The sequence below is a fragment of the Parolsenella sp. genome, assembly GCF_982402205.1.
On sequence record NZ_CEVYAT010000020.1, the window covers coordinates 1 to 18554 of the forward strand.

The following is an 18554-nucleotide window of genomic DNA, read 5'->3' on the forward strand; positions in this document are numbered from 1 at the left end:
GGGCGACCGCCACGACCGGTGACGGGACGACCACGACGGCCGTTGTCGAACAGGGCGTCGACGGACTCCTGCAGCATGCGCTTCTCGTTGTTGACGATGATCGCCGGAGCGTCAAGGTCGAGGAGGCGCTTGAGTCGGTTGTTGCGGTTGACCACGCGACGGTAGAGGTCGTTGAGGTCGGAGGCGGCGAAGCGGCCACCGTCGAGCTGCACCATGGGGCGCAGGTCGGGCGGGATCACGGGAATCACGTCGAGGATCATGTTGGCCGGATCGTTGTGGCCCTCGAGGAAGGCGTCGACGATCTCGAGACGCTTGACGGCCTTCTCGCGACGCTGCTTCTGGCCCTTGTCGTCGGCGATGATGGCGCGCAGCTCGGCGGCCGTCTTCTCCAGGTCGATGGCGCGCAGCAGCTCGCGGACGGCCTCGGCGCCCATGCCGCCCTTGAAGTAGATGGAGTAGTAGCGCTTCATCTCGCGGAAGAGGCTCTCGTCGGAGATGAGCTCGCGCTCCTCGAGCGTCATGAACTTCTCGTACGCCTCGGTGCGGAGCTGCTTCTCCTCCTCGTACTCCTCGCGCAGGTCAACGATGGCAGCGGCGAGCTCGTCGTCGCTCATGACCTCGGAGCCGTCGAACTCGTCGACGACGCCGGCAGCCTGGTCGGCGCGCATGCGCTCGATCTGCTCATCGCGCTCGGCGTCGAGCTGCTCGAGGTCGGCGGCCAGCTCCTCCTTGAGGTCGGCAGCGTCGGCCTCGCGGGCCTCGGTGTCGACGCTCGTGATGACGTAGCTGGCGAAGTACAGGACCTTCTCGAGGTCCTTGGACTTCATGTCAAGCATGCGGGACAGCGGGAAGCTCGAAGGGCTCTTGAAGTACCAGATGTGGCTCACGGGAGCGGCGAGCTCGATGTGGCCCATGCGCTCGCGGCGCACCTTGGCGCTCGTGACCTCAACGCCGCAGCGCTCGCAGACGATGTTCTTGAAGCGGATGCCCTTGTACTTGCCGCAGGCGCACTCCCAATCCTTGACCGGGCCAAAGATCTTCTCGCAGAACAGGCCGTCCTTCTCGGGCTTGAGCGTGCGGTAGTTGATCGTCTCGGGCTTCTTGACCTCGCCGTGCGACCAGCTGCGGATGTCGTCGGCAGAGGCGAGGGAGATCTTGATGGCGTCGAAGTCAGTGGTATCGAAATCTGCCACGGTTCGCTACTCCTTCTCGTTCGTGGTCTCGGCAACGAGCTCGGGCTCCTCGTCGGAGGCGGGCTCGGAGTCGATCGGGGTGCCGATGAGGTCGGCGGAGGCGTCGGCGAAGACGTCGACGGGGTTGGCCACGACCTCCTCGGTCTGCTCGGCGGCCTTCGCGGAACGCTTCTTGTAGGAGATCGGCTCGATGTCGAGGGCGAGCGAGCGAATCTCCTTGACGAGAACCTTGAACGACTCGGGGATGCCGGAGTCGGGCACGTTCTCGCCCTTGACGATGGACTCGTAGGTCTTCACGCGGCCGATCGTGTCGTCGGACTTGACGGTGAGGATCTCCTGCAGCACGTTGGCGGCGCCGTACGCGTACAGGGCCCAAACCTCCATCTCACCGAAGCGCTGGCCGCCGAACTGGGCCTTGCCGCCCAGCGGCTGCTGGGTAACGAGGCTGTAGGGGCCGGTCGAACGGGCGTGGATCTTGTCGTCGACCATGTGACCGAGCTTCAGGATGTAGCTCGTGCCCACCGTGATCTTGTCGCGGAAGGGCTCGCCGGTGCGGCCGTCGTAGAGCGTAGTCTTGCCAAAGCTGTTGAGCTGCGGCACGAACTGCTCGTCCATGTGCTCGCCGAAGCGCTCGCGGGCGCGGTTGACGAGGTTGATGTTGGTGCGGCGGATGGCCTCGGCGACCTCGTCGGCCGTGGCGCCGTCAAAGACGGGCGTGGCCACGGGGATGGGGCCGGGGACGTACTTCTTGGAGTCGGCGTCGTCCATGTCCCAGCCGTTGGCGGCGGCCCAGCCGAGGTGGCACTCGAGCAGCTGGCCAACGTTCATACGGGACGGAACGCCCAGCGGGTCGAGCAGGACGTCGACGGGCGTGCCGTCGGCCATGTAGGGCATGTCCTCGACGGGCAGGACGCGACACACGACACCCTTGTTGCCGTGACGGCCGGCGATCTTGTCGCCCTGCTGAATCTTGCGGCGCTGGGCAACGAAGACGCGGACGAGGTCGTTGACTCCGGGCGGGAGGTCGTCGCCGGCCTCGCGGCTGAAGCGCACCACGTCGACGACGCGGCCGTAGGAGCCGTGGGGCATCTTGAGCGACGTGTCGCGGACGTCGTGGGCCTTGGCGCCGAAGATGGCGCGCAGAAGGCGCTCCTCGCTGGTGAGGGCCGTCTCGCCCTTGGGCGTGACCTTGCCAACCAGGATGTCGCCGGGGCCGACCTCGGCGCCAATGCGGATGATGCCCTCCTCGTCGAGGTTGGCAAGCATGTCCTCGCCCAGGTTAGGGATCTCGCGGGTGATCTCCTCGGGGCCGAGCTTGGTGTCGCGGGCATCGATCTCGTGACGGGAGATGTTCACCGAGGTGAGCAGGTCCTGCTGCACGACGCGCTCGGAGACGATGATGCCGTCCTCGTAGTTGTAGCCCTCCCACGGCATGTAGGCCACGGTGAGGTTGGCGCCAAGGGCGAGCTCGGAGTTGTCGATCGAGGGGCCGTCGGCCAGGGGCTGGCCGGCGACGACCTTGTCGCCCACGTGGACGATCGGGCGGTGGTTGATGCAGGTGCTCTGGTTGGAGCGCTGGTACTTGGGCAGGTCGTAGCGCTCGGGGCCCTTGGCACCGTCGACCGTGACGTGGGCAGCATCGGCCTCGACGACCACGCCGTCGTGGTGCGAGTAGATGATCTCGCCGGAGTCGAGGGCGGCACGCGCCTCCATGCCGGTGCCAACGAGCGGGGCGTGGGCGTGAATCAGGGGCACGGCCTGACGCTGCATGTTTGCACCCATGAGCGTACGCTTAGCGTCGTCGTGCTCGAGGAACGGAATGAGCGTGGCGGCCACGGAGAGCAGCTGGCGCGGCGAGACGTCCATGTAGTCGACCTCGGAAACGAGGCACTCGGCGGGGGCGCCGAAGGAGCCGTCGAAGTCGCGCGTGCGGGCGACGATGCGCTTGGGGTGCGTGATCTCGCCGTTGGAGTCGATCTCGATGAACGAGCCATCCTTGGGGTCGATGGGCGTGTTCGCCGGGGCGATCACGTGGTCCTCTTCCTCGTCGGCCGTCATCCAGTCGATCTGGTCGGTGGCCTTGCCGTCAACGACCTTGCGGTACGGGGCCTCGATGAAGCCGAAGCTGTTGACGTGGGCGTAGAGGGCCAGGGAGCCAATCAGGCCGATGTTGGGGCCCTCGGGCGTCTCGATGGGGCACATGCGGGCGTAGTGCGAGTTGTGGACGTCGCGGACGGCCGTGGGGACGTTCGTGCGGCGGCTGGAGCCAGACTTGTGGCCGGCGAGGCCGCCCGGGCCGAGCGCGGACAGGCGACGCTTGTGCGTGAGGCCGGCCAGCGGGTTGGACTGGTCCATGAACTGGGACAGCTGCGAGGAGCCGAAGAACTCCTTGATGGCCGCCACGATCGGGCGGATGTTGATGAGGCTCTGCGGCGTGATGTCGTCGACGTCCTGGGCGGCCATGCGCTCGCGCACGACGCGCTCCATGCGGCTCATGCCGATGCGGAACTGGTTGGCGACGAGCTCGCCGACCGTGCGCACGCGACGGTTGCCAAAGTGGTCGATGTCGTCGACCTTCTTGGTGCTGTCGCCGGCGTGGAGGGCGAGCAGATAACGCAGGGCCGTGACGATGTCCTCGGCGGTGAGGACGGACTCGGCGGAGTCGACGTCGATGCCGAGCTTCTTGTTGATCTTGTAGCGGCCGACCTTGGCGAGGTCATAGCGCTGCGGGTTGAAGTACAGGCCGTCGAGCAGGCTGCGGGCGGAGTCGACCGTGGGCGGCTCGCCGGGGCGCTGGCGCTTGTAGATCTCGATGAGGGCGTCCTCGCGCGTCTGGGCGACGTCGCGCTCGAGCGTGGAGCGGACAATCTCGGAGTCGCCGAGCAGCGTCAGGATCTCGTCATCGCTCTCGGCGATGCCGAGGGCGCGCAGGAACATCGTGGCGCTCTGACGACGCTTGCGGTCGATGGAGACGACGAGCTGGCCGCGCTTGTCGACCTCGAACTCGAGCCAGGCGCCGCGGGCGGGGATGAACTGCACGCGGTGGCACTGGACCCCGTTGTCCATCTCGGCAGCGAAGTACACGCCCGGCGAGCGGACGAGCTGCGAGACGACGACGCGCTCGGTGCCGTTGATGATGAACGTGCCGCGGTCGGTCATGAGCGGGAAGTCGCCCATGAAGACGAGCTGCTCCTTGATCTCGCCCGTCTCCTTGTTCACGAAGCGGACGTCGACCAGCAGCGGCGCCTGATAGGAGATGTCCTTGGCGCGGCACTCGGCGATTGAGTGGGCGGGGTCACCGAACTGGTGGTCACCAAAGGTGATCTCCATGGTTCCGGCACTGTTCTCGATGGGCGAAGCCTCGGCGAAGGCCTCGGCCAGACCATCGGTCATGAAGTGCTCAAAAGACTCCTTCTGGATGGTAATCAGGTTGGGGAGCTCCATCGCGGGGGCGATCTTGGAGAAGCTCACGCGATCGTGCTTGACTGCGGAGGTGGTAGTAGACTTAGCGGTACGCACCAGGCATTTCCTCCTTCAACATGGCATATGGCGGCAGTTGTCGCAAACTAGTAATCTACCGAAGGTTGTCTCGCGCGTCAATGAACAGTCTTGACATTCCCATTCTATTCATTTATCTTTTCGCGCTTATGCCATTTGCTGGGGTTTTGCTCCGGCAGGTGGCATTCCTTTTATGGAGACAGTATGTGCAAGCTGCGGGTATGTCCCCGGGAGGCTCTCGGCGGACGGTTCCGCCTGGTCGGGAGAAGCGCCCACTCGGCCGCCTCTCGGCGCTCGCCAGGCCTCAGGGACAGTCACGGACATGCCCAAGCGCCACCCACCGAGCGCGGCCGACGGGCCAACGCCCACACTCCCCCGCCCTTCCATCCGAGACATGAAAAAAGGTCCCGCATCGCAAGGCGACACGGGACCTATTCGATAACTCAAGCTGCCTTGCGGCAGAACACCAAGAGGTGCGAAGAGTTACTTGAGGGAGACGGCAGCGCCGGCGGCCTCGAGCTTCTCCTTGGCGGCCTCAGCGTCCTCCTTCTTGGCGCCCTCGAGGACGGCCTTGGGGGCGGACTCGACGACCTCCTTGGCCTCCTTCAGGCCAAGGCTGGTGAGCTCGCGGACGACCTTGATGACGGCGATCTTGTTGTCGCCGAAGCCCTCGAGCACGACGTCGAAGTTGGTCTTCTCCTCAGCGGCCTCGGCGCCAGCGGCAGGAGCGGCGACGACGGCGGCAGGAGCGGCAGCGGAGACACCGAAGGTGTCCTCGATGGCCTTGACGAGCTCGGAAGCCTCGAGAAGGGTCATTTCCTTAAGAGCATCGATGATCTCATCGGTGGTGAGCTTAGCCATTTTACTAAGTCCTTTCGTAGCTCACGCGCATGCGTGAAGTTTGTCTAGTCTGGCGCTTGGTGCGCCGGGTTCGCGGGTTTGCCGCGCGAGGGTCGCTACTAGGCGGCCTTCTGCTCGGAAACCTGCTGAATCGAACGGGCGAGACCAGAGGAAACACCATTGACGCACACCGCGATGTCGCGGGCGAAGCCACTGATGAGACCGGCGATCTGGCCGAGGAGCTGCTCCTTGGAGGGGAGCTCGGCGATGGCGATGATCTCCTCGGCGGAGACCACGGAGCCGTCGACGATACCACCACGGAACTCAATCTTGTTGAGCTTCTTGGAGATCTCCTTAATGACCTTGGCAGCAGCGGCGGGATCGCTCTCGTAGAAGACGCAGGCGACGGTGCCCTCGAGGCAATCGTCGATGGCAGGCATCTCGGCCTTCTCGAGCGCGATGCGCACGATGTTGTTCTTGTAGACCTTCATGTGAGCGCCCGCCTCGCGCAGACCGCGACGAAGCTCCTGGGTCTCCTTCACCGTAAGGCCACGGTAATCGATCACGAACACGCCCGCGGAAGCCTCCAGGGAAGCGGAGACCTTCTCGAGCATATCGATCTTGGACTGAGCTGGCATATGTACACCTCCCCTCGAGCGAACCTGTGCACGTCTCGCCAGTAGGCGGGACTTCGCTCGAGGAAGAACAAAGACCCCGCCAGGCGCTTGGCCAGACGGGGTCTCAACAATTTCACTCGTTGGACCACCTCGGCAGGCGGGCTATGCCCCTTAGGCCTTTGCAGGCACCGGCTGTCTCTGGCAGCGGACGTGCTATGTGCATAACAGTAAAAATGATATTCCGCCCGCCCCGGAAGTCAAGAGACAACCGAGACGGGCGGAACACTTCACGCTTTGTGCAAACTCTTATCGACTAGTCGAGGAGGTTGCGGGTGATGGAGCTGTCGACCTTGACGCCGGGGCCCATCGTGGAAGCGAGGGCAACGGACTTAATGTACTTGCCCTTGGCCGTGGCAGGCTTGACGCGGATGATCTCGTTGAGGAGAACGCCGTAGTTCTCGACGATCTGCTCGAGCGGGAAGGAGACGCGGCCCACCGGCACGTGGCAGATGCCGTAACGGTCGGCGCGATACTCGACACGACCGGCCTTGAGCTCGCCAACCATCTTGGCGACGTCCATGGTGACGGTGCCAAGCTTGGGGTTCGGCATGAGGCCACGGGGGCCGAGGATCTTGCCGAGACGACCGACCTTGGCCATCATCGGCGGGGTGGCGATGGCAGCGTCGAAGTCGATGTTGCCGGCCTGGATCTGGGCGACGAGGTCGTCGGAGCCCACGATGTCGGCGCCGGCCTCCTCGGCGGCACGAGCCTGCTCGCCCTCGGCAAAGACGGCGACACGGACGGTCTTGCCGGTGCCGTGGGGCAGGGCAATGGAGCCGCGGATGTTCTGGTCGGCCTTGCGGGTGTCGACGCCGAGACGGAACGTGGCCTCGATGGTCTCGTCGAAGCCGGCGAAAGCGATCTCCTTGACGAGAGCCGCGGCCTCCTTCGGGGCGTAGAGCTTGCCGGCCTCGATCTTGGCGGCGGCGGCGTTGTACTTCTTACCGTGCTTAGGCATGTTATTTCCTCCTGTGGTCACGGGGCTTGCGCCCTCCCACATCTAGCGACGCCTTAGGGCGTCGAGCTTAGCCGGCTTGCGCCGGCGGGTTACCGTCTGGGGGCAGCGGGTGCTACTCGGCGATGGTGACGCCCATGGAGCGAGCGGTGCCGGCGATGATCTTCTTGGCGCCCTCGATGTCGTTGGCGTTGAGGTCCGGCATCTTAATCTCGGCGATCTTGGTGAGCTGCTCCTGGGTGAGCTGGCCGACCTTGTCGCGCTGGGGAACGCCGGAGCCACCCTTGAGGCCGAGCTCCTTCTTGATGAGCTCAGCGGCGGGCGAGGTCTTGCAGACGAACGTGAAGGAGCGGTCCTCGTAGACGGAGATCTCAACGGGGATGATGTCGCCCTTCTTGTCCTGCGTGGCGGCGTTGAACGCCTGGCAGAACTGCATGATGTTGACCTGGGCGGCACCGAGGGCCGGGCCGATCGGGGGCGCGGGGTTGGCAGCGCCAGCCGGGATCTGAAGCTTAATGAAGTTGACAACCTTCTTCTCAGCCATTGTCGTTCCTCTCATTGCTGAATTTACAAAGCGTGTAGGTGGTAGTGCTATATCTTTCCCGCCCCGCAGAAGCATTCCTCACCGAAAGAGGGGCAGGCGATTGTTGCCTTGCTTAGGCGATGACGGAGACCTGGTCGAGAGTGAGCTCGACAGACGTCTCGCGGCCAAAGATCATGAGCATGACCTTGACCTTGCCAGCCTCGGCGTTGACCTCAGAGATCTGGCCGTCGAAGTCTGCCAGCGGGCCGTTGATGACGCGGACCGACATGCCCGGCTCCAGGTTGGTAGCCGTGCGGTGCGGCGCAGCCGCAGCGGTGGCGCCACGCGGGTTGGAGCGGCGCATGATCTTGTTGAACTCCTCGCGGGACAGCGGGGCAGGCTTGCCGTCGATGCCCACGAAACCGGTCACGCCGGGGGTGTTGCGCACGACGGACCAGGAGTTGTCGTCCATCTCCATGCGGACGAGCACGTAGCCCGGGAAGACCTTGGACTCCTTGGTCTCGCGCTTGCCGCCATCCTTGATCTCCGTGACCTCCTCGGTCGGGATCTTGATGTCGACGACCACGTTCTCGAGGCCATAGGTCTCGATGCGGTGCTCGAGGTCATTCTTGACCTTGTTCTCGTAGCCCGAGTAGGTGTGGACCACATACCAACGCTTGGCCATGTTATTACCTCAGTCCCGAGTAACCAACAAGAATGGCGACGACGCCGGTGTCGACGAGCCAGACGGCAACGCCAAAGACGACCAGCATCACGATGACGGCAATGGAGTAGTTCTTGAGCTCAGCCTTGGAAGGCCACGTGACGCGGTGCATCTCGGCCTTGACGTCGGCGAACCAGCCACGCACACGGGAGAAGAAGCCGTTCTTCTTGGCGGCCTTCTTCTCGGCCTTGGCCTGCGCAGGGGCCTCCTTCTTGGGAGCTTGGCCAGAGACGGCGTGCTTCTCCTCGAGCTCCTTGCGCTCGGCGGCACGCGCCTTGCGGGCGCTCCTCTTCTGGCGATCCTTGTTGGCCATGCTATTCCCTTCGGGCGAGGCCTCTTACTACATGGAAACCGGCCTTCCGCAAGGGAAGGCCGGTGAGAATTTGGCAGGCCAGGTAGGACTCGAACCCACAACAAACGGTTTTGGAGACCGCCGCTCTACCATTGGAGCTACTGGCCTGTAAGGGGGATACCCGAGTTAACGGGTTTCCTTGTGAAGAGTGTGCTTGCGGCACCACGGGCAGTACTTCTTGAGCTCCATGCGCTCAGGGTTGTTCTGCTTGTTCTTCTTGGTGGTGTAATTGCGGCGCTTGCACTCGGTGCAGGCGAGGGTAACCATCGTACGCATTTCATTCCTCCTGATGGGTCATGGCCAAGACTTCCTCAGCCATGGCGCGGTCGAGAATATTACCAGCGTCCTAAGCACGCGTCAACAGGTTGGAACCGGAATTCTCGAATATCGATGCGTCTCAACAAAAGCTCCAAGAAAAAGGCCCGGCTCACGAGGAGCCGGGCCAGAAAGTCACAGAGAAGAACTAAATCTACTCAATGATGGTGGCGATACGGCCGTCGCCGACGGTGTGGCCGCCCTCACGGATGGCGAAGCGGTCGCCCTCCTCCATGGCGATGCCGTGGATCAGGTCGGCCTCAATCGTCACGTGGTCGCCCGGCATGGCCATCTCGACGCCCTCGGGGAGGACGATGGAGCCGGTGACGTCCGTGGTGCGGAAGTAGAACTGCGGACGGTAGTTGGTGAAGAACGGGGTGTGACGGCCGCCCTCCTCCTTGGTCAGGACGTAGACCTCAGCGGTGAACTTGGAGTGCGGGGTAACCGTGCCGGGGGCGCAGATGACCTGGCCGCGCTCGATGTCCTCGCGCTTGATGCCGCGGAGAAGCAGGCCCACGTTGTCGCCGGACTCGCAGAAGTCCATGGTCTTGCGGAACATCTCGATGCCGGTGACGACGGAGTTCTGGGTCGGCTTGATGCCCACGATCTCGACGGGCGAGTTGAGCTTGAGCTCGCCGCGCTCGACACGACCGGTGGCAACGGTGCCACGGCCGGAAATCGTCATGACGTCCTCGATGGCCATCAGGAACGGCTTCTCGTTGTCACGGGCGGGCGTCGGGATGTACTCGTCGACGGCCTTCATGAGCTCGCGGACGGAGTTCATCCACTTCTCCTCGCCGTTGAGGGCGCCGAGAGCGGAACCACGGATGACGGGGATGTCGTCGCCGGGGAAATCGTACTCGGAGAGGAGCTCACGGGTCTCCATCTCGACGAGGTCGATGAGCTCGTCATCGTCGACCATGTCGCACTTGTTCAGGAAGACAACGATGTAGGGCACGCCAACCTGACGGGCGAGCAGGATGTGCTCGCGGGTCTGGGCCATGGGGCCGTCGGTGGCGGCGATGACCAGGATGGCACCGTCCATCTGAGCAGCGCCCGAAATCATGTTCTTGACGTAGTCAGCGTGGCCCGGGCAGTCGACGTGAGCGTAGTGACGGGAAGCCGTCTCGTACTCGACGTGAGCGACGGAAATGGTAATGCCGCGCTCGCGCTCCTCGGGGGCCTTGTCGATGTTCTCGAAGGCGGTGAAGTCGGCCTTGCAGCCCTCGGTCTCAGAGAGGACCTTGGTGATAGCGGCCGTCAGCGTGGTCTTGCCGTGGTCGACGTGACCAATCGTACCGATGTTCACGTGCGGCTTAGTGCGCTCAAACTTCTCCTTGGCCATTTGCCATCCTCCTCATGGATGCTAGCTTTAGGCCTTGACGGCCCTTTTGCCTATTAATATGTCCAGCGGCGCCGCTTGCGCGACGCCGCGAGGGCTCTGGTAGCGGTGACTGGATTCGAACCAGTGACGCCGCGGGTATGAACCGCGTGCTCTAACCAACTGAGCTACACCGCCGTGCTTGAATGGAGCCCGCGACCGGATTTGAACCGGTGACCTCTTCGTTACCAACGAAGTGCTCTACCTACTGAGCTACACGGGCATGGTGGGGATGCTTGGACTCGAACCAAGGAACCCAGAGGGAGCGGATTTACAGTCCGCCGCAGTTGCCGCTGTGCCACATCCCCATACCGTTTTCAAGCCGCTCCGAGAGGTCGTTCCCTCGCGCAGCGGAAAGGATATTACCGAGATTTGGGGCATCGTGTCAACTCAATCCCCCTAACCGGGCGTATCCATTCGTTTTCACCACATTACCTGCATATTTGTAAGCGAATCGCGGCTTTTCCCAAAGTTTTTCGAAAAAAGTTTGGTAGGAATTTTTGGGCGAGCGGCAAAAATCTTCCGGAAGTCCTGCGCGCACGTGGGTTACGCGCGCCCGCGGGATTCCCGCATGGCCCGGGTGGTGCGCCTTCTATTCCACAGGGACCAGGATGCGCACCCCATGGGGATAGCGCCTCCGCAGGGCCCCTCATGGCGGTTGAGGCCATGCGCCCATGACGTTTGGGGCAATCACCCTCGATTGCCGCGGGGTCAGGGGTCAGCGTACTGAAGGATACGTGCCCTCTATATAAGAAAGGACCCCGGATGATCCGGGGTCCGCGAGTTCGTGGAGCCAACGATAGGAATCGAACCTACAACGGCCTGTTTACAAGACAGGGGCTCTACCATTGAGCTACGTTGGCGTTATGTGCGCCCGTGGGCGTTCTAGCATCGTAGCCGATATGGCCACGTTTCGCCACAGCGCGCTATCTGCCCAGCAGGGCGTTGAGCTTGGCGAGGGTCTTGGCGTCGAGGCGGTCCTCCACCGTGAGCTTGCCGTGGCGCCGCTCGGCGATGTCGACCTCGCGCTCGGAGTCGAGGACGTCGATCTCGTGGGCGAGCATGGCGCTCGAGATGCGCGTCACGGGGATGCCTCCCACCGTGGCCCTGATCGTATTGTCACTCGTCACGACCGTGACCTCGCGCATCTGCCTGCGGCACTCCCCCACCAAGCGCTCTATCACGGTGTCTGCCGTGACCCCCGTGGGCGAGAAGATCATGCGCACGCCCGCGCGACGCAGCTCGGGGTGCTCGGGGTTGACGTTGCCCGCCGCGTCAAACACGATGACCGGCTCGTAGCGGCCCTGGGCGAACGCCGCGACGTCTGCCACGAGCAGTTCGCGGGCACGCTCGAACGGGTCGTGGTCGAGGTCGCGCTCGCCCGGCTCGTCCATGAGGGACTTGTAGCGGGGCGTGCCGAATATGACGTTGTAGCCATCCACGACCAGCAGCTCGTGGTCTGAGCGCTTAGCCAAGGTCGGTCTCCGGAAAGTCGAAGTCGGAGGTGTCGGGCAGGTCGAGCGGGGCGTCGTAACCGTCGCCCGCGGGCTCGGACACCGCCTGGGCGCCCTCGCCGGCCGCCATGTCGCGGCGCAGCCACTCGTAGGCGATGGCCGTGGTGGCTTGCGCCACGTTGAGCGACTCGACCTGGCCGCGCTGGGGCAGCTTGAACTCGAAGTCGCAGTGCTGGCGCACGAGCCTCGAGATGCCCGAGCCCTCGGAGCCCATCACGAGCGCGAGGCGACCCGCGACGGGGGCGTCCCACACGAGGTCACGGGCGTGCTCGGTGGCGCCGCCCGCCCAGAATCCGTGCTCCTTGAGCTCGTCCAGAGCGCTCGCGAGGTTGGGCACCTGCGCGATGGGCAGGTGCATGACCGCGCCGGCGCTGGTCTTGTAGGCACCCACGCCCACGCGGGCGGCGCGCGACTTGGCCACGACGACGCCCGCCGCGCCTACGACCTCGGCCGTGCGCACGATGGCGCCGAAGTTGCCCTCGTCGGTCACGTGGTCGAGCACGATGACCAGGGCGTTTCCGCTGCCGGCGGCCTCGATGATGTCGTGAAGCGAGGCATAGCGGTAGGGACGGACCTTGAGCATGATGCCCTGGTGGGCGCCATGCGAGGAGAGCGAGTCGAGAACGGGGCGGGCGACGCGCTCGACCTCGACGCCGTTGGCCGCGAGACGACGGGCGAGGTCGGTGAGCGTGGGGTCCACCGCTCCGGAATCCTTCTGGATGAGGGCGCGCGTGATGGGAAGGCCAAGCTCGAGGGCCTCGGCGGCGGCGCGGCGACCCTCGATGAGGTCGCCCTTGGAGCCGGCGCGCTGGCCCTGGGGGCCGCGCGCGCGAGCGGGCGCGCCGGTGCGGGAGCCCGTGCGGGCGCCCGAGCCCTGCTGGCGCGGTTTGCCCCCACGCTGCTGGGGGCCACGCTGCTGGGAGCTCTGGCGGCCTCGGTTGGCGGCGCCGCGGGCATCCCTTCGACCGCTCGGGCGGGAGTCGTTGCGTCGGGCCATGGCTAGTCCTCCTTGGCGGGCTTGATGCGGGTGCCTGCGGCCGTGTCCTCGACCACGAGTCCCAGGGCGGCGATGCCGTCGCGGATGGCATCGGCCACGCCCCAGTTCTTGGCGGCGCGAGCCTCGGCGCGGGCGGCGACGAGGGCCTCGGCGGCCTGCTCGGCGTCATCGCCCTCGTAGCCGGCCTGCTCGCGGGCGAGGTCGACCAGCTCGTGGGGCAGCTCGGCGGCGCTGGGGCGCACGGACTCGACGCCCAGGACGCCCAGCAGCTCGACGAGGACGTCGGAGGCGCGCAGCGCGACGGCACCGGCGGCGTTGGCGCCAGTCTGGTCGAGGTAGGTGTTTGCCTTCGTCACGAGGCCAAAGAGCGCCGCGAGGGCGCCGGCGGTGTTGAAGTCGTCGTCCATCTGGGCCACGAACTCGGCCGAGGCCTCGTCGACGGCGGCACCAAAGGCGCGGTCCTCGTCATTGAGCTCGTGAGTGGCGGCCGCGGCGCTCTCTGCGGCCCAGCGCAAGTTGGCGATGGTGCCGCGGACGCGCTCGAGCGTGCCCTTGGCGCCGTCGAGGCGCTCGAAGGAGAAGTCAAGCGGCGAGCGGTAGTGGGTCTGCAGCATCAGCAGGCGCACGGCGTCGGCCGGGTACTTGTCGAGCACCTCCTTGAGCGTGTAGAAGTTGCCCAGGCTCTTGCTCATCTTCTCGCCGTCGATGAGCAGCATGCCTGTGTGCATCCACACGTTGGCGAGCGGCTCGCGCCAGCAGCAGACGGCCTGCGCGTACTCGTTCTCGTGGTGCGGGAACTGCAGGTCCTGGCCGCCGCCGTGAATGTCGATGGGCGTGCCTAGGTAGCGGTGCACCATCGCGGAGCACTCGGTGTGCCAGCCCGGGCGGCCCTTGCCCCAGGGCGAGTCCCACATGGGCTCGCCGGGCTTGGCGGCCTTCCAGAGGGCAAAGTCGAGCGGGTCGCGCTTCTCGTCATTGGCCTCGATGCGGGCGCCCACCTTGAGGTCGTCGATGTTGCGACCCGAGACGGTGCCGTAGCTGGGATCGCTGCGCACGGAGAAGTAGACGTCGCCATTGCCGGGGGCGTAGGCATGGTCCTGGTCGATGAGGCCCTGGATCATCTCGATCATCGCGGGTATCTCGCGCGTGGCGCGCGGGCGGATGTCGGGGTCGAGGACGCCCAGGCGGTGCATCTGCTCGATGAAGGCGTCGGAGAACTCGGCGGCGACCTCCTCGGGCGTGCGACCCTGCTCATTGGCGCGGTTGATGATCTTGTCGTCCACGTCGGTGAGGTTCTGGGCAAACGTCACTTGGTAGCCCTTGTACTGCAGGTAGCGGCGGATGACGTCGAAGGCCAGGAAGGTGCGGCCGTTGCCCACGTGGATCTGGTCGTAGACCGTGGGGCCGCAGACGTACATGCGGATCTTGCCCGGCTCGATGGGCTCGAGCTCGACCTTCTTGTGAAGCTGGGTGTTATAGACGAGCATGGCTACTCCTTGTTCTCGAGCTGGGACTGCAGCTCGGCGATTCGCTTCTCGAGACGTGCGACCTTGGCCGCGAGGTCATCGATCGTGCGGTCGACGGGGTCGGGCAGGTACTCGCGGTGCTCGACGTCCTCGCGCTCGTGGATGACCTTGTCGATTGTAGTCGCGTCGCTCATGGAAAGGCAGGTGAGGCGCTCGCCCGCGGCGGAGCGCACGCGCACGCCGCCACGCGTGGTGACGTGTCCGGGCACGCCCACGACGGTGCAGTCTGCCGGGACGTCGCGCACCACCACGGCGCCGCCGCCCACCTTGACGTTGTCGCCCAGGGTGATGTTGCCCAGCACCGACGCGCCCACGCCCACCACGACGTTGTTGCCCAACGTGGGGTGGCGCTTGCCGCTCTGCTTGCCCGTGCCGCCCAGCGTAACGCCCTGGTAAAGCTGGCAGTCATCGCCGATGATGGTGGTCTCGCCCACGACGATGCCCATGCCATGGTCGATGACGAAGCGCCTGCCAATCTGCGCGCCGGGGTGGATCTCGACGCCAAAGCGGCGGCGGCTCATCGTCGACAGGGTGCGGGCGAGCAGAGGGTGGCCGTGGGTCCACAGCCAGTGCTGGCGGCGGTAGGCCCAGATGGCCCGCATGCCGGGCGAGTTGAGAAGGATGGAGACGTTCGAGGTCGCCGCCGGGTCGTGCGCCCGGAATGTCTCGATGTCCTCACGAATGCGATCGAACATAAGGGTCCTTACGAGTGTGCCGCGCGGCCGGCGCCCAAGCAGGGCGCCGCGTCCAAAACGCCAACAGATTAGCTCAGAGTTGGGCCAGGCCGCTATCCGTCATATTCCATGAGCGCAACCGCCCAGGCCTCCATGCCCTCCTCGCGACCAACGAAGCCGAGCCGCTCGGTGGTCGTGGCCTTGACTCCAACGCTCGCGACGTCGACGCCGAGGGCCTGCGCGAGGTTCTCGCGCATCTGCTCGCGGTGCGGGGCGAGCTTGGGCGCCTGGGCGGCGATGGTACAGTCGCAGTCGAGCAGCTCGTAGCCGCGCTCGCGCGCGAGGCGCATCACCTGGGCGAGCAGGCCCAGCGAGTTGGCGCCCGCATAGGCGGGGTCCGTGTCGGGAAAGAGCTTGCCGAGGTCACCCAGGCGCGTGGCGCCAAGGATGGCGTCTGCCACGGCGTGGGTGGCGACGTCTGCATCTGAGTGGCCGAGAAGTCCCAGCGTGTGGGGAATCCTTACGCCGCAGAGAATGAGGTCGCGGTCCTCGACGAGCTTGTGGACGTCGTAGCCGTGTCCGATCCTTAGCATGAGGCGCCTCCTCGCAGGCAGCAAGCCGGTACGTCCCCGGCCTCGATGCGCACGGCAAGTATGGCCTCGATGGGCAGCCTGTCCTCGGGCACCGTGACCTTCATGTTGTCGCTGGGGCTTGCCACGCACGCGACGCGACCGCCCGCGCGCTCGACGAGACTGGCGTCGTCGGTGCCGACGAAGCCCTCCTCGAGCGCGGCGAGATGCGCCGCGAGCACGTCGTGGGCGCGGAAGACCTGCGGGGTCTGCACGGCCCAGAAGCGCGAGCGGTCTGGCGTGGACTCGACGATGCCGTCCGCGCCTACGACCTTGAGGGTGTCGGCGCTGGGATGCGCGCAGATGGCGCCGGCGAGGGTCTCGTCGGCGCGGACGCGCTCGATGGCGGCCTCGATGGTGGCCGGCTCGATGAGGGGGCGCGCCCCGTCATGGATGGCGATGAACGCGCACTCCCGAGCCGCGCGGATGCCGGCGAGGCAGGACTGCTGGCGCGTCTGCCCGCCCTCCACGAAGGTCACCGGCGTGTCGAACTCGACCTGCGAGACGACCTCGGCCGTCTCGGCGACGCGGCCGGCCGGGCACACGACGACGATCTGCGCAACGGAGGGTGCCTCGGCAAAGGCCGCGACGGACCAGTCGAGCACGGGCAGGCCGCACAGCTCGACGTACTGCTTGCCCGCGGGATCGCCAAAGCGCAGGCCAAGGCCACCGGCCGCAATGACGGCCACCGTGTCTGGCCCAGACGGCGCACCCGCCTTGTCGCTCGCGAGAATTGCCATGCGCTACTCCTTCTTGCCCCACATGCGGTACAGGCTGTCGGCAAGGATGGAGGGGTTCTTGACGCCCAGGTCGTCGAGGCGCGACGGGTTCTGCTCGATGTCGTCCATGAGCTCGCGCAGGTTGCCGTACTCGTCGACGATCTTGTCGGCCATGCCCTCGCGGACGACCGAGACGCGGCTGAGGGTGCGCAGGCCCAGCGGCACCATGACGCTGTCCTCGCGCAGGTCCTCGTAGCCCAGCACCTTGGCAACGCGCTTGGGTGAGCGCCACTGCGAGGGGTCCGCGGCATGAAGCTTCTCGCGAATGGCCTCGGCGTTCTCCTCGGAGGAGTCGCGGGCGTAGTCGCGGATCATGAGCAGGTACTCGGACTCCATGTCGCCCACGAGCTGCTCGCGCTGCATCTCGACGGTGCGTCCCTCGCTGCCCAGCTGGTCGACGCAGCGGTCGATCTCGTCGGCGGCGGTCATGAGCGTCTCGAAGTAGTTGAGGATCGTCGTGACGTCTGCGAGCGTGACGTAGTTGTCGAGCTCGAGCGTCGTGAGGCGCAGCAGCGCGTGGTCGAGCGCCTGGCGCGTGGTCTGCAGCGTGGTGATGAGCTGGGAGGCGCTGGTCATGAGCTCGGCGACGCCGCGCAGCTGGTGCGACTTGCCGCCCACGTAGAGGTTCACGACCTGGCGGCGCTCGGAGACCGAGATGACGAGGGCCTTGGTGAGCAGGCTCATGCGCGCGGCGGTGCGGTGGCGCATGCCCGTCTCGCTCGTGGGCAGGCTCGGGTCTGGGTTGAGGTGGAAGTTGGCACGCAGGATCTGCGTGAGGTCGCGATCGACCACGATGGCGCCGTCCATCTTGGAGAGCTCGAACAGGCGGTTGGCCGTGAACGAGATGTTGAGCGGGAAGCCGTCGTTGCCGGCGGAGAGCACCGTGTCGGTGTCTCCCACGCAGATGAGGGCCCCGAGGTGGCCGGCGATGATCATGTCGAGCGCGCGGCGCACGGCGGTGCCGGGGGCCGTGATGGCGATGGCCTCGTTGAGGCGCTCCTCGATCGTGGGCTCGCGCTGCTCGGCGGCCTCTGGCGTCGCCACGTCTCCCGAGGTGGTCTCGTTAGTTTCTGGCTCCATGGCGCCCCCTCCTTGCAGAATAGTCATTCATCAAAGTATACGCGCCGCCGCCCGCAGGTTTTGGGCCACCGCGCGAGGTCATGAAAAAAGGCCCGCACCCCTGGGGATGCGGGCCCTACCATCAGTCGGCTTCGAGTCGTAGAGAGCCGGCGATGAGACGAGCTTGGGTGGCCTTAGGCCTCGTTGGCCTCGGCCTTGCCGGCGGCGGCAGCCTTGCCGGCGACAGCGGCGACGTGCTCGCGGCCAAGCTCGGTCCACTCGGGCTCCTCGTCGGGCAGGGAGCCGGCCTCCTTGGTGAAGAGCTCCTTGAGGCAGTTCACAGCGACGATGAGGCCGAGGATGACGAGCAGAATTGCGAAGAAGAGCTGCAGGCCAGAGGTGGCGATGACGGTCATGCCACCAGCCTGGAGGGCGGTCACGCAGCCCATGATGGACTGGGCGAGCGAGGTGAAGGTGCAGCAGAGCAGGAACACGACGGGCACGTAGAGCATGGCGCCCTTACGGCCGGTGCACTTGCAGAAGACGGCGAGCGTGATCATGGTCATGCCACCGAGCAGCTGGTTGGAAGCACCGAAGAGCGGCCAGATGTTGAGATAGCCGCCGAAGGTGAGGGCGAGGCCCGGGACCAGGGTAACGACCGTGGCGAACCAGGGGTTGCCGAGGACCTTCATGGCACCCTGCTTGGAGTCGATGGCCAGGGCGTCGTTGGTCTGGGCGAAGAACTCGGAGAAGGACGTACGGGCGATGCGGGCCACGGCGTCGAGCGAGGTCAGGGCCAGGGCGGAGACGTTCATCGTCATGAAGACGGTGGCGACGGTGCCGTCGACACCGAAGGCCTGCATGCCGCGGGAGATGCCGGCGGCAAAGATCTGGAACGGGGTGGAGGCAACGGGGTTG

At 65.6% G+C, this 18554-nt stretch carries 17 protein-coding genes, 5 tRNA genes and 1 pseudogene; all 23 read right to left on the reverse strand.

All coding sequences use genetic code 11. From position 1 onward, the window contains the following. Positions 1 to 1193: pseudogene (locus AC1VTH_RS02360) on the reverse strand (DNA-directed RNA polymerase subunit beta'); the annotation flags it as partial. Between the two features lie 6 nt (positions 1194 to 1199). Beyond that, complete coding sequence (rpoB, locus tag AC1VTH_RS02365; protein WP_481334503.1) at positions 1200 to 4712, reverse strand: DNA-directed RNA polymerase subunit beta; 3513 nt, start codon at positions 4710 to 4712, stop codon at positions 1200 to 1202. A 462-nt stretch (positions 4713 to 5174) separates the two neighbouring features. Next, a complete protein-coding gene (gene rplL / locus AC1VTH_RS02370) occupies positions 5175 to 5552 on the reverse strand; it encodes a 50S ribosomal protein L7/L12 (protein WP_293673091.1) in 378 nt (125 codons plus the stop codon). 98 nt (positions 5553 to 5650) lie between these two features. Then, positions 5651 to 6169, reverse strand: coding sequence for a 50S ribosomal protein L10 (rplJ, locus tag AC1VTH_RS02375; protein WP_293824172.1), 519 nt, complete (start codon positions 6167 to 6169; stop codon positions 5651 to 5653). 292 nt (positions 6170 to 6461) lie between these two features. Beyond that, a complete protein-coding gene (gene rplA / locus AC1VTH_RS02380; RefSeq protein WP_293673089.1) occupies positions 6462 to 7166 on the reverse strand; it encodes a 50S ribosomal protein L1 in 705 nt (234 codons plus the stop codon). Positions 7167 to 7278: 112 nt separating this feature from the next. After that, on the reverse strand, positions 7279 to 7707 hold the full coding sequence (gene rplK, locus AC1VTH_RS02385; protein WP_293673088.1) for a 50S ribosomal protein L11: 429 nt from the start codon (positions 7705 to 7707) through the stop codon (positions 7279 to 7281). Between the two features lie 112 nt (positions 7708 to 7819). Further along, complete coding sequence (gene nusG / locus AC1VTH_RS02390; RefSeq protein ID WP_481334505.1) at positions 7820 to 8371, reverse strand: transcription termination/antitermination protein NusG; 552 nt, start codon at positions 8369 to 8371, stop codon at positions 7820 to 7822. A gap of 4 nt (positions 8372 to 8375) precedes the next feature. Continuing rightward, positions 8376 to 8723, reverse strand: a complete 348-nt coding sequence (secE, locus tag AC1VTH_RS02395) for a preprotein translocase subunit SecE (protein WP_293673086.1) — start codon at positions 8721 to 8723, stop codon at positions 8376 to 8378. A 71-nt stretch (positions 8724 to 8794) separates the two neighbouring features. Further along, a tRNA-Trp gene (locus AC1VTH_RS02400) sits at positions 8795 to 8870 on the reverse strand. A gap of 18 nt (positions 8871 to 8888) precedes the next feature. Continuing rightward, the gene (gene rpmG / locus AC1VTH_RS02405; RefSeq protein WP_073296338.1) at positions 8889 to 9038 is read right to left on the reverse strand and encodes a 50S ribosomal protein L33; all 150 of its coding nucleotides are present in this window, start codon (positions 9036 to 9038) and stop codon (positions 8889 to 8891) included. Between the two features lie 193 nt (positions 9039 to 9231). After that, positions 9232 to 10422 (reverse strand): elongation factor Tu, encoded by a 1191-nt coding sequence (tuf, locus tag AC1VTH_RS02410; protein WP_481334507.1) that lies wholly within the window; start codon positions 10420 to 10422, stop codon positions 9232 to 9234. Positions 10423 to 10519: 97 nt separating this feature from the next. Next, positions 10520 to 10596: transfer RNA gene (locus AC1VTH_RS02415), tRNA-Met, on the reverse strand. A gap of 9 nt (positions 10597 to 10605) precedes the next feature. Continuing rightward, positions 10606 to 10681, reverse strand: a tRNA-Thr gene (locus AC1VTH_RS02420). Between the two features lies 1 nt (position 10682). Then, positions 10683 to 10766, reverse strand: a tRNA-Tyr gene (locus AC1VTH_RS02425). Positions 10767 to 11246: 480 nt separating this feature from the next. Further along, positions 11247 to 11321, reverse strand: a tRNA-Thr gene (locus AC1VTH_RS02430). A 63-nt stretch (positions 11322 to 11384) separates the two neighbouring features. After that, positions 11385 to 11933, reverse strand: coding sequence for an NYN domain-containing protein (locus AC1VTH_RS02435; protein WP_293673084.1), 549 nt, complete (start codon positions 11931 to 11933; stop codon positions 11385 to 11387). Further along, positions 11926 to 12969 carry a 23S rRNA (guanosine(2251)-2'-O)-methyltransferase RlmB gene (rlmB, locus tag AC1VTH_RS02440; protein ID WP_481334510.1) on the reverse strand — a complete coding sequence of 348 codons (1044 nt, stop codon included), beginning with the start codon at positions 12967 to 12969 and terminating at the stop codon, positions 11926 to 11928. Before rlmB ends, AC1VTH_RS02435 begins: the two co-directional genes overlap by 8 nt. A gap of 2 nt (positions 12970 to 12971) precedes the next feature. After that, entirely contained in the window at positions 12972 to 14456 is a 1485-nt protein-coding gene (cysS, locus tag AC1VTH_RS02445) for a cysteine--tRNA ligase (RefSeq protein ID WP_481334511.1), read from the reverse strand. Positions 14457 to 14458: 2 nt separating this feature from the next. Then, positions 14459 to 15190, reverse strand: coding sequence for a serine O-acetyltransferase (gene cysE, locus AC1VTH_RS02450; RefSeq protein WP_293674097.1), 732 nt, complete (start codon positions 15188 to 15190; stop codon positions 14459 to 14461). Positions 15191 to 15282: 92 nt separating this feature from the next. Next, entirely contained in the window at positions 15283 to 15762 is a 480-nt protein-coding gene (gene ispF / locus AC1VTH_RS02455) for a 2-C-methyl-D-erythritol 2,4-cyclodiphosphate synthase (protein ID WP_481334512.1), read from the reverse strand. Continuing rightward, complete coding sequence (ispD, locus tag AC1VTH_RS02460; RefSeq protein WP_481334513.1) at positions 15756 to 16538, reverse strand: 2-C-methyl-D-erythritol 4-phosphate cytidylyltransferase; 783 nt, start codon at positions 16536 to 16538, stop codon at positions 15756 to 15758. The genes ispF and ispD overlap by 7 nt, the downstream gene beginning before the upstream one ends. 3 nt (positions 16539 to 16541) lie before the next feature. After that, a complete protein-coding gene (gene disA, locus AC1VTH_RS02465) occupies positions 16542 to 17657 on the reverse strand; it encodes a DNA integrity scanning diadenylate cyclase DisA (RefSeq protein ID WP_293674094.1) in 1116 nt (371 codons plus the stop codon). Positions 17658 to 17830: 173 nt separating this feature from the next. After that, positions 17831 to 18554: carbon starvation CstA family protein (locus AC1VTH_RS02470; RefSeq protein ID WP_481334514.1), on the reverse strand; the 724-nt coding region annotated here is incomplete at its 5' end.

Bases quoted from the DNA above. Each gene is read 5' to 3' on its own strand.
- cysS (WP_481334511.1), bottom strand. From the start codon at position 14,456: ATGCTCGTCTATAACACCCAGCTTCACAAGAAGGTCGAGCTCGAGCCC.
- rplK (WP_293673088.1), bottom strand. From the start codon at position 7,707: ATGGCTGAGAAGAAGGTTGTCAACTTCATTAAGCTTCAGATCCCGGCT.
- rpmG (WP_073296338.1), bottom strand. From the start codon at position 9,038: ATGCGTACGATGGTTACCCTCGCCTGCACCGAGTGCAAGCGCCGCAAT.
- rlmB (WP_481334510.1), bottom strand. From the start codon at position 12,969: ATGGCCCGACGCAACGACTCCCGCCCGAGCGGTCGAAGGGATGCCCGC.
- rplA (WP_293673089.1), bottom strand. From the start codon at position 7,166: ATGCCTAAGCACGGTAAGAAGTACAACGCCGCCGCCGCCAAGATCGAG.
- nusG (WP_481334505.1), bottom strand. From the start codon at position 8,371: ATGGCCAAGCGTTGGTATGTGGTCCACACCTACTCGGGCTACGAGAAC.
- ispD (WP_481334513.1), bottom strand. From the start codon at position 16,538: ATGGCAATTCTCGCGAGCGACAAGGCGGGTGCGCCGTCTGGGCCAGAC.
- rplL (WP_293673091.1), bottom strand. From the start codon at position 5,552: ATGGCTAAGCTCACCACCGATGAGATCATCGATGCTCTTAAGGAAATG.
- disA (WP_293674094.1), bottom strand. From the start codon at position 17,657: ATGGAGCCAGAAACTAACGAGACCACCTCGGGAGACGTGGCGACGCCA.
- tuf (WP_481334507.1), bottom strand. From the start codon at position 10,422: ATGGCCAAGGAGAAGTTTGAGCGCACTAAGCCGCACGTGAACATCGGT.
- rplJ (WP_293824172.1), bottom strand. From the start codon at position 6,169: ATGCCAGCTCAGTCCAAGATCGATATGCTCGAGAAGGTCTCCGCTTCC.
- cysE (WP_293674097.1), bottom strand. From the start codon at position 15,190: ATGTTCGATCGCATTCGTGAGGACATCGAGACATTCCGGGCGCACGAC.
- secE (WP_293673086.1), bottom strand. From the start codon at position 8,723: ATGGCCAACAAGGATCGCCAGAAGAGGAGCGCCCGCAAGGCGCGTGCC.
- ispF (WP_481334512.1), bottom strand. From the start codon at position 15,762: ATGCTAAGGATCGGACACGGCTACGACGTCCACAAGCTCGTCGAGGAC.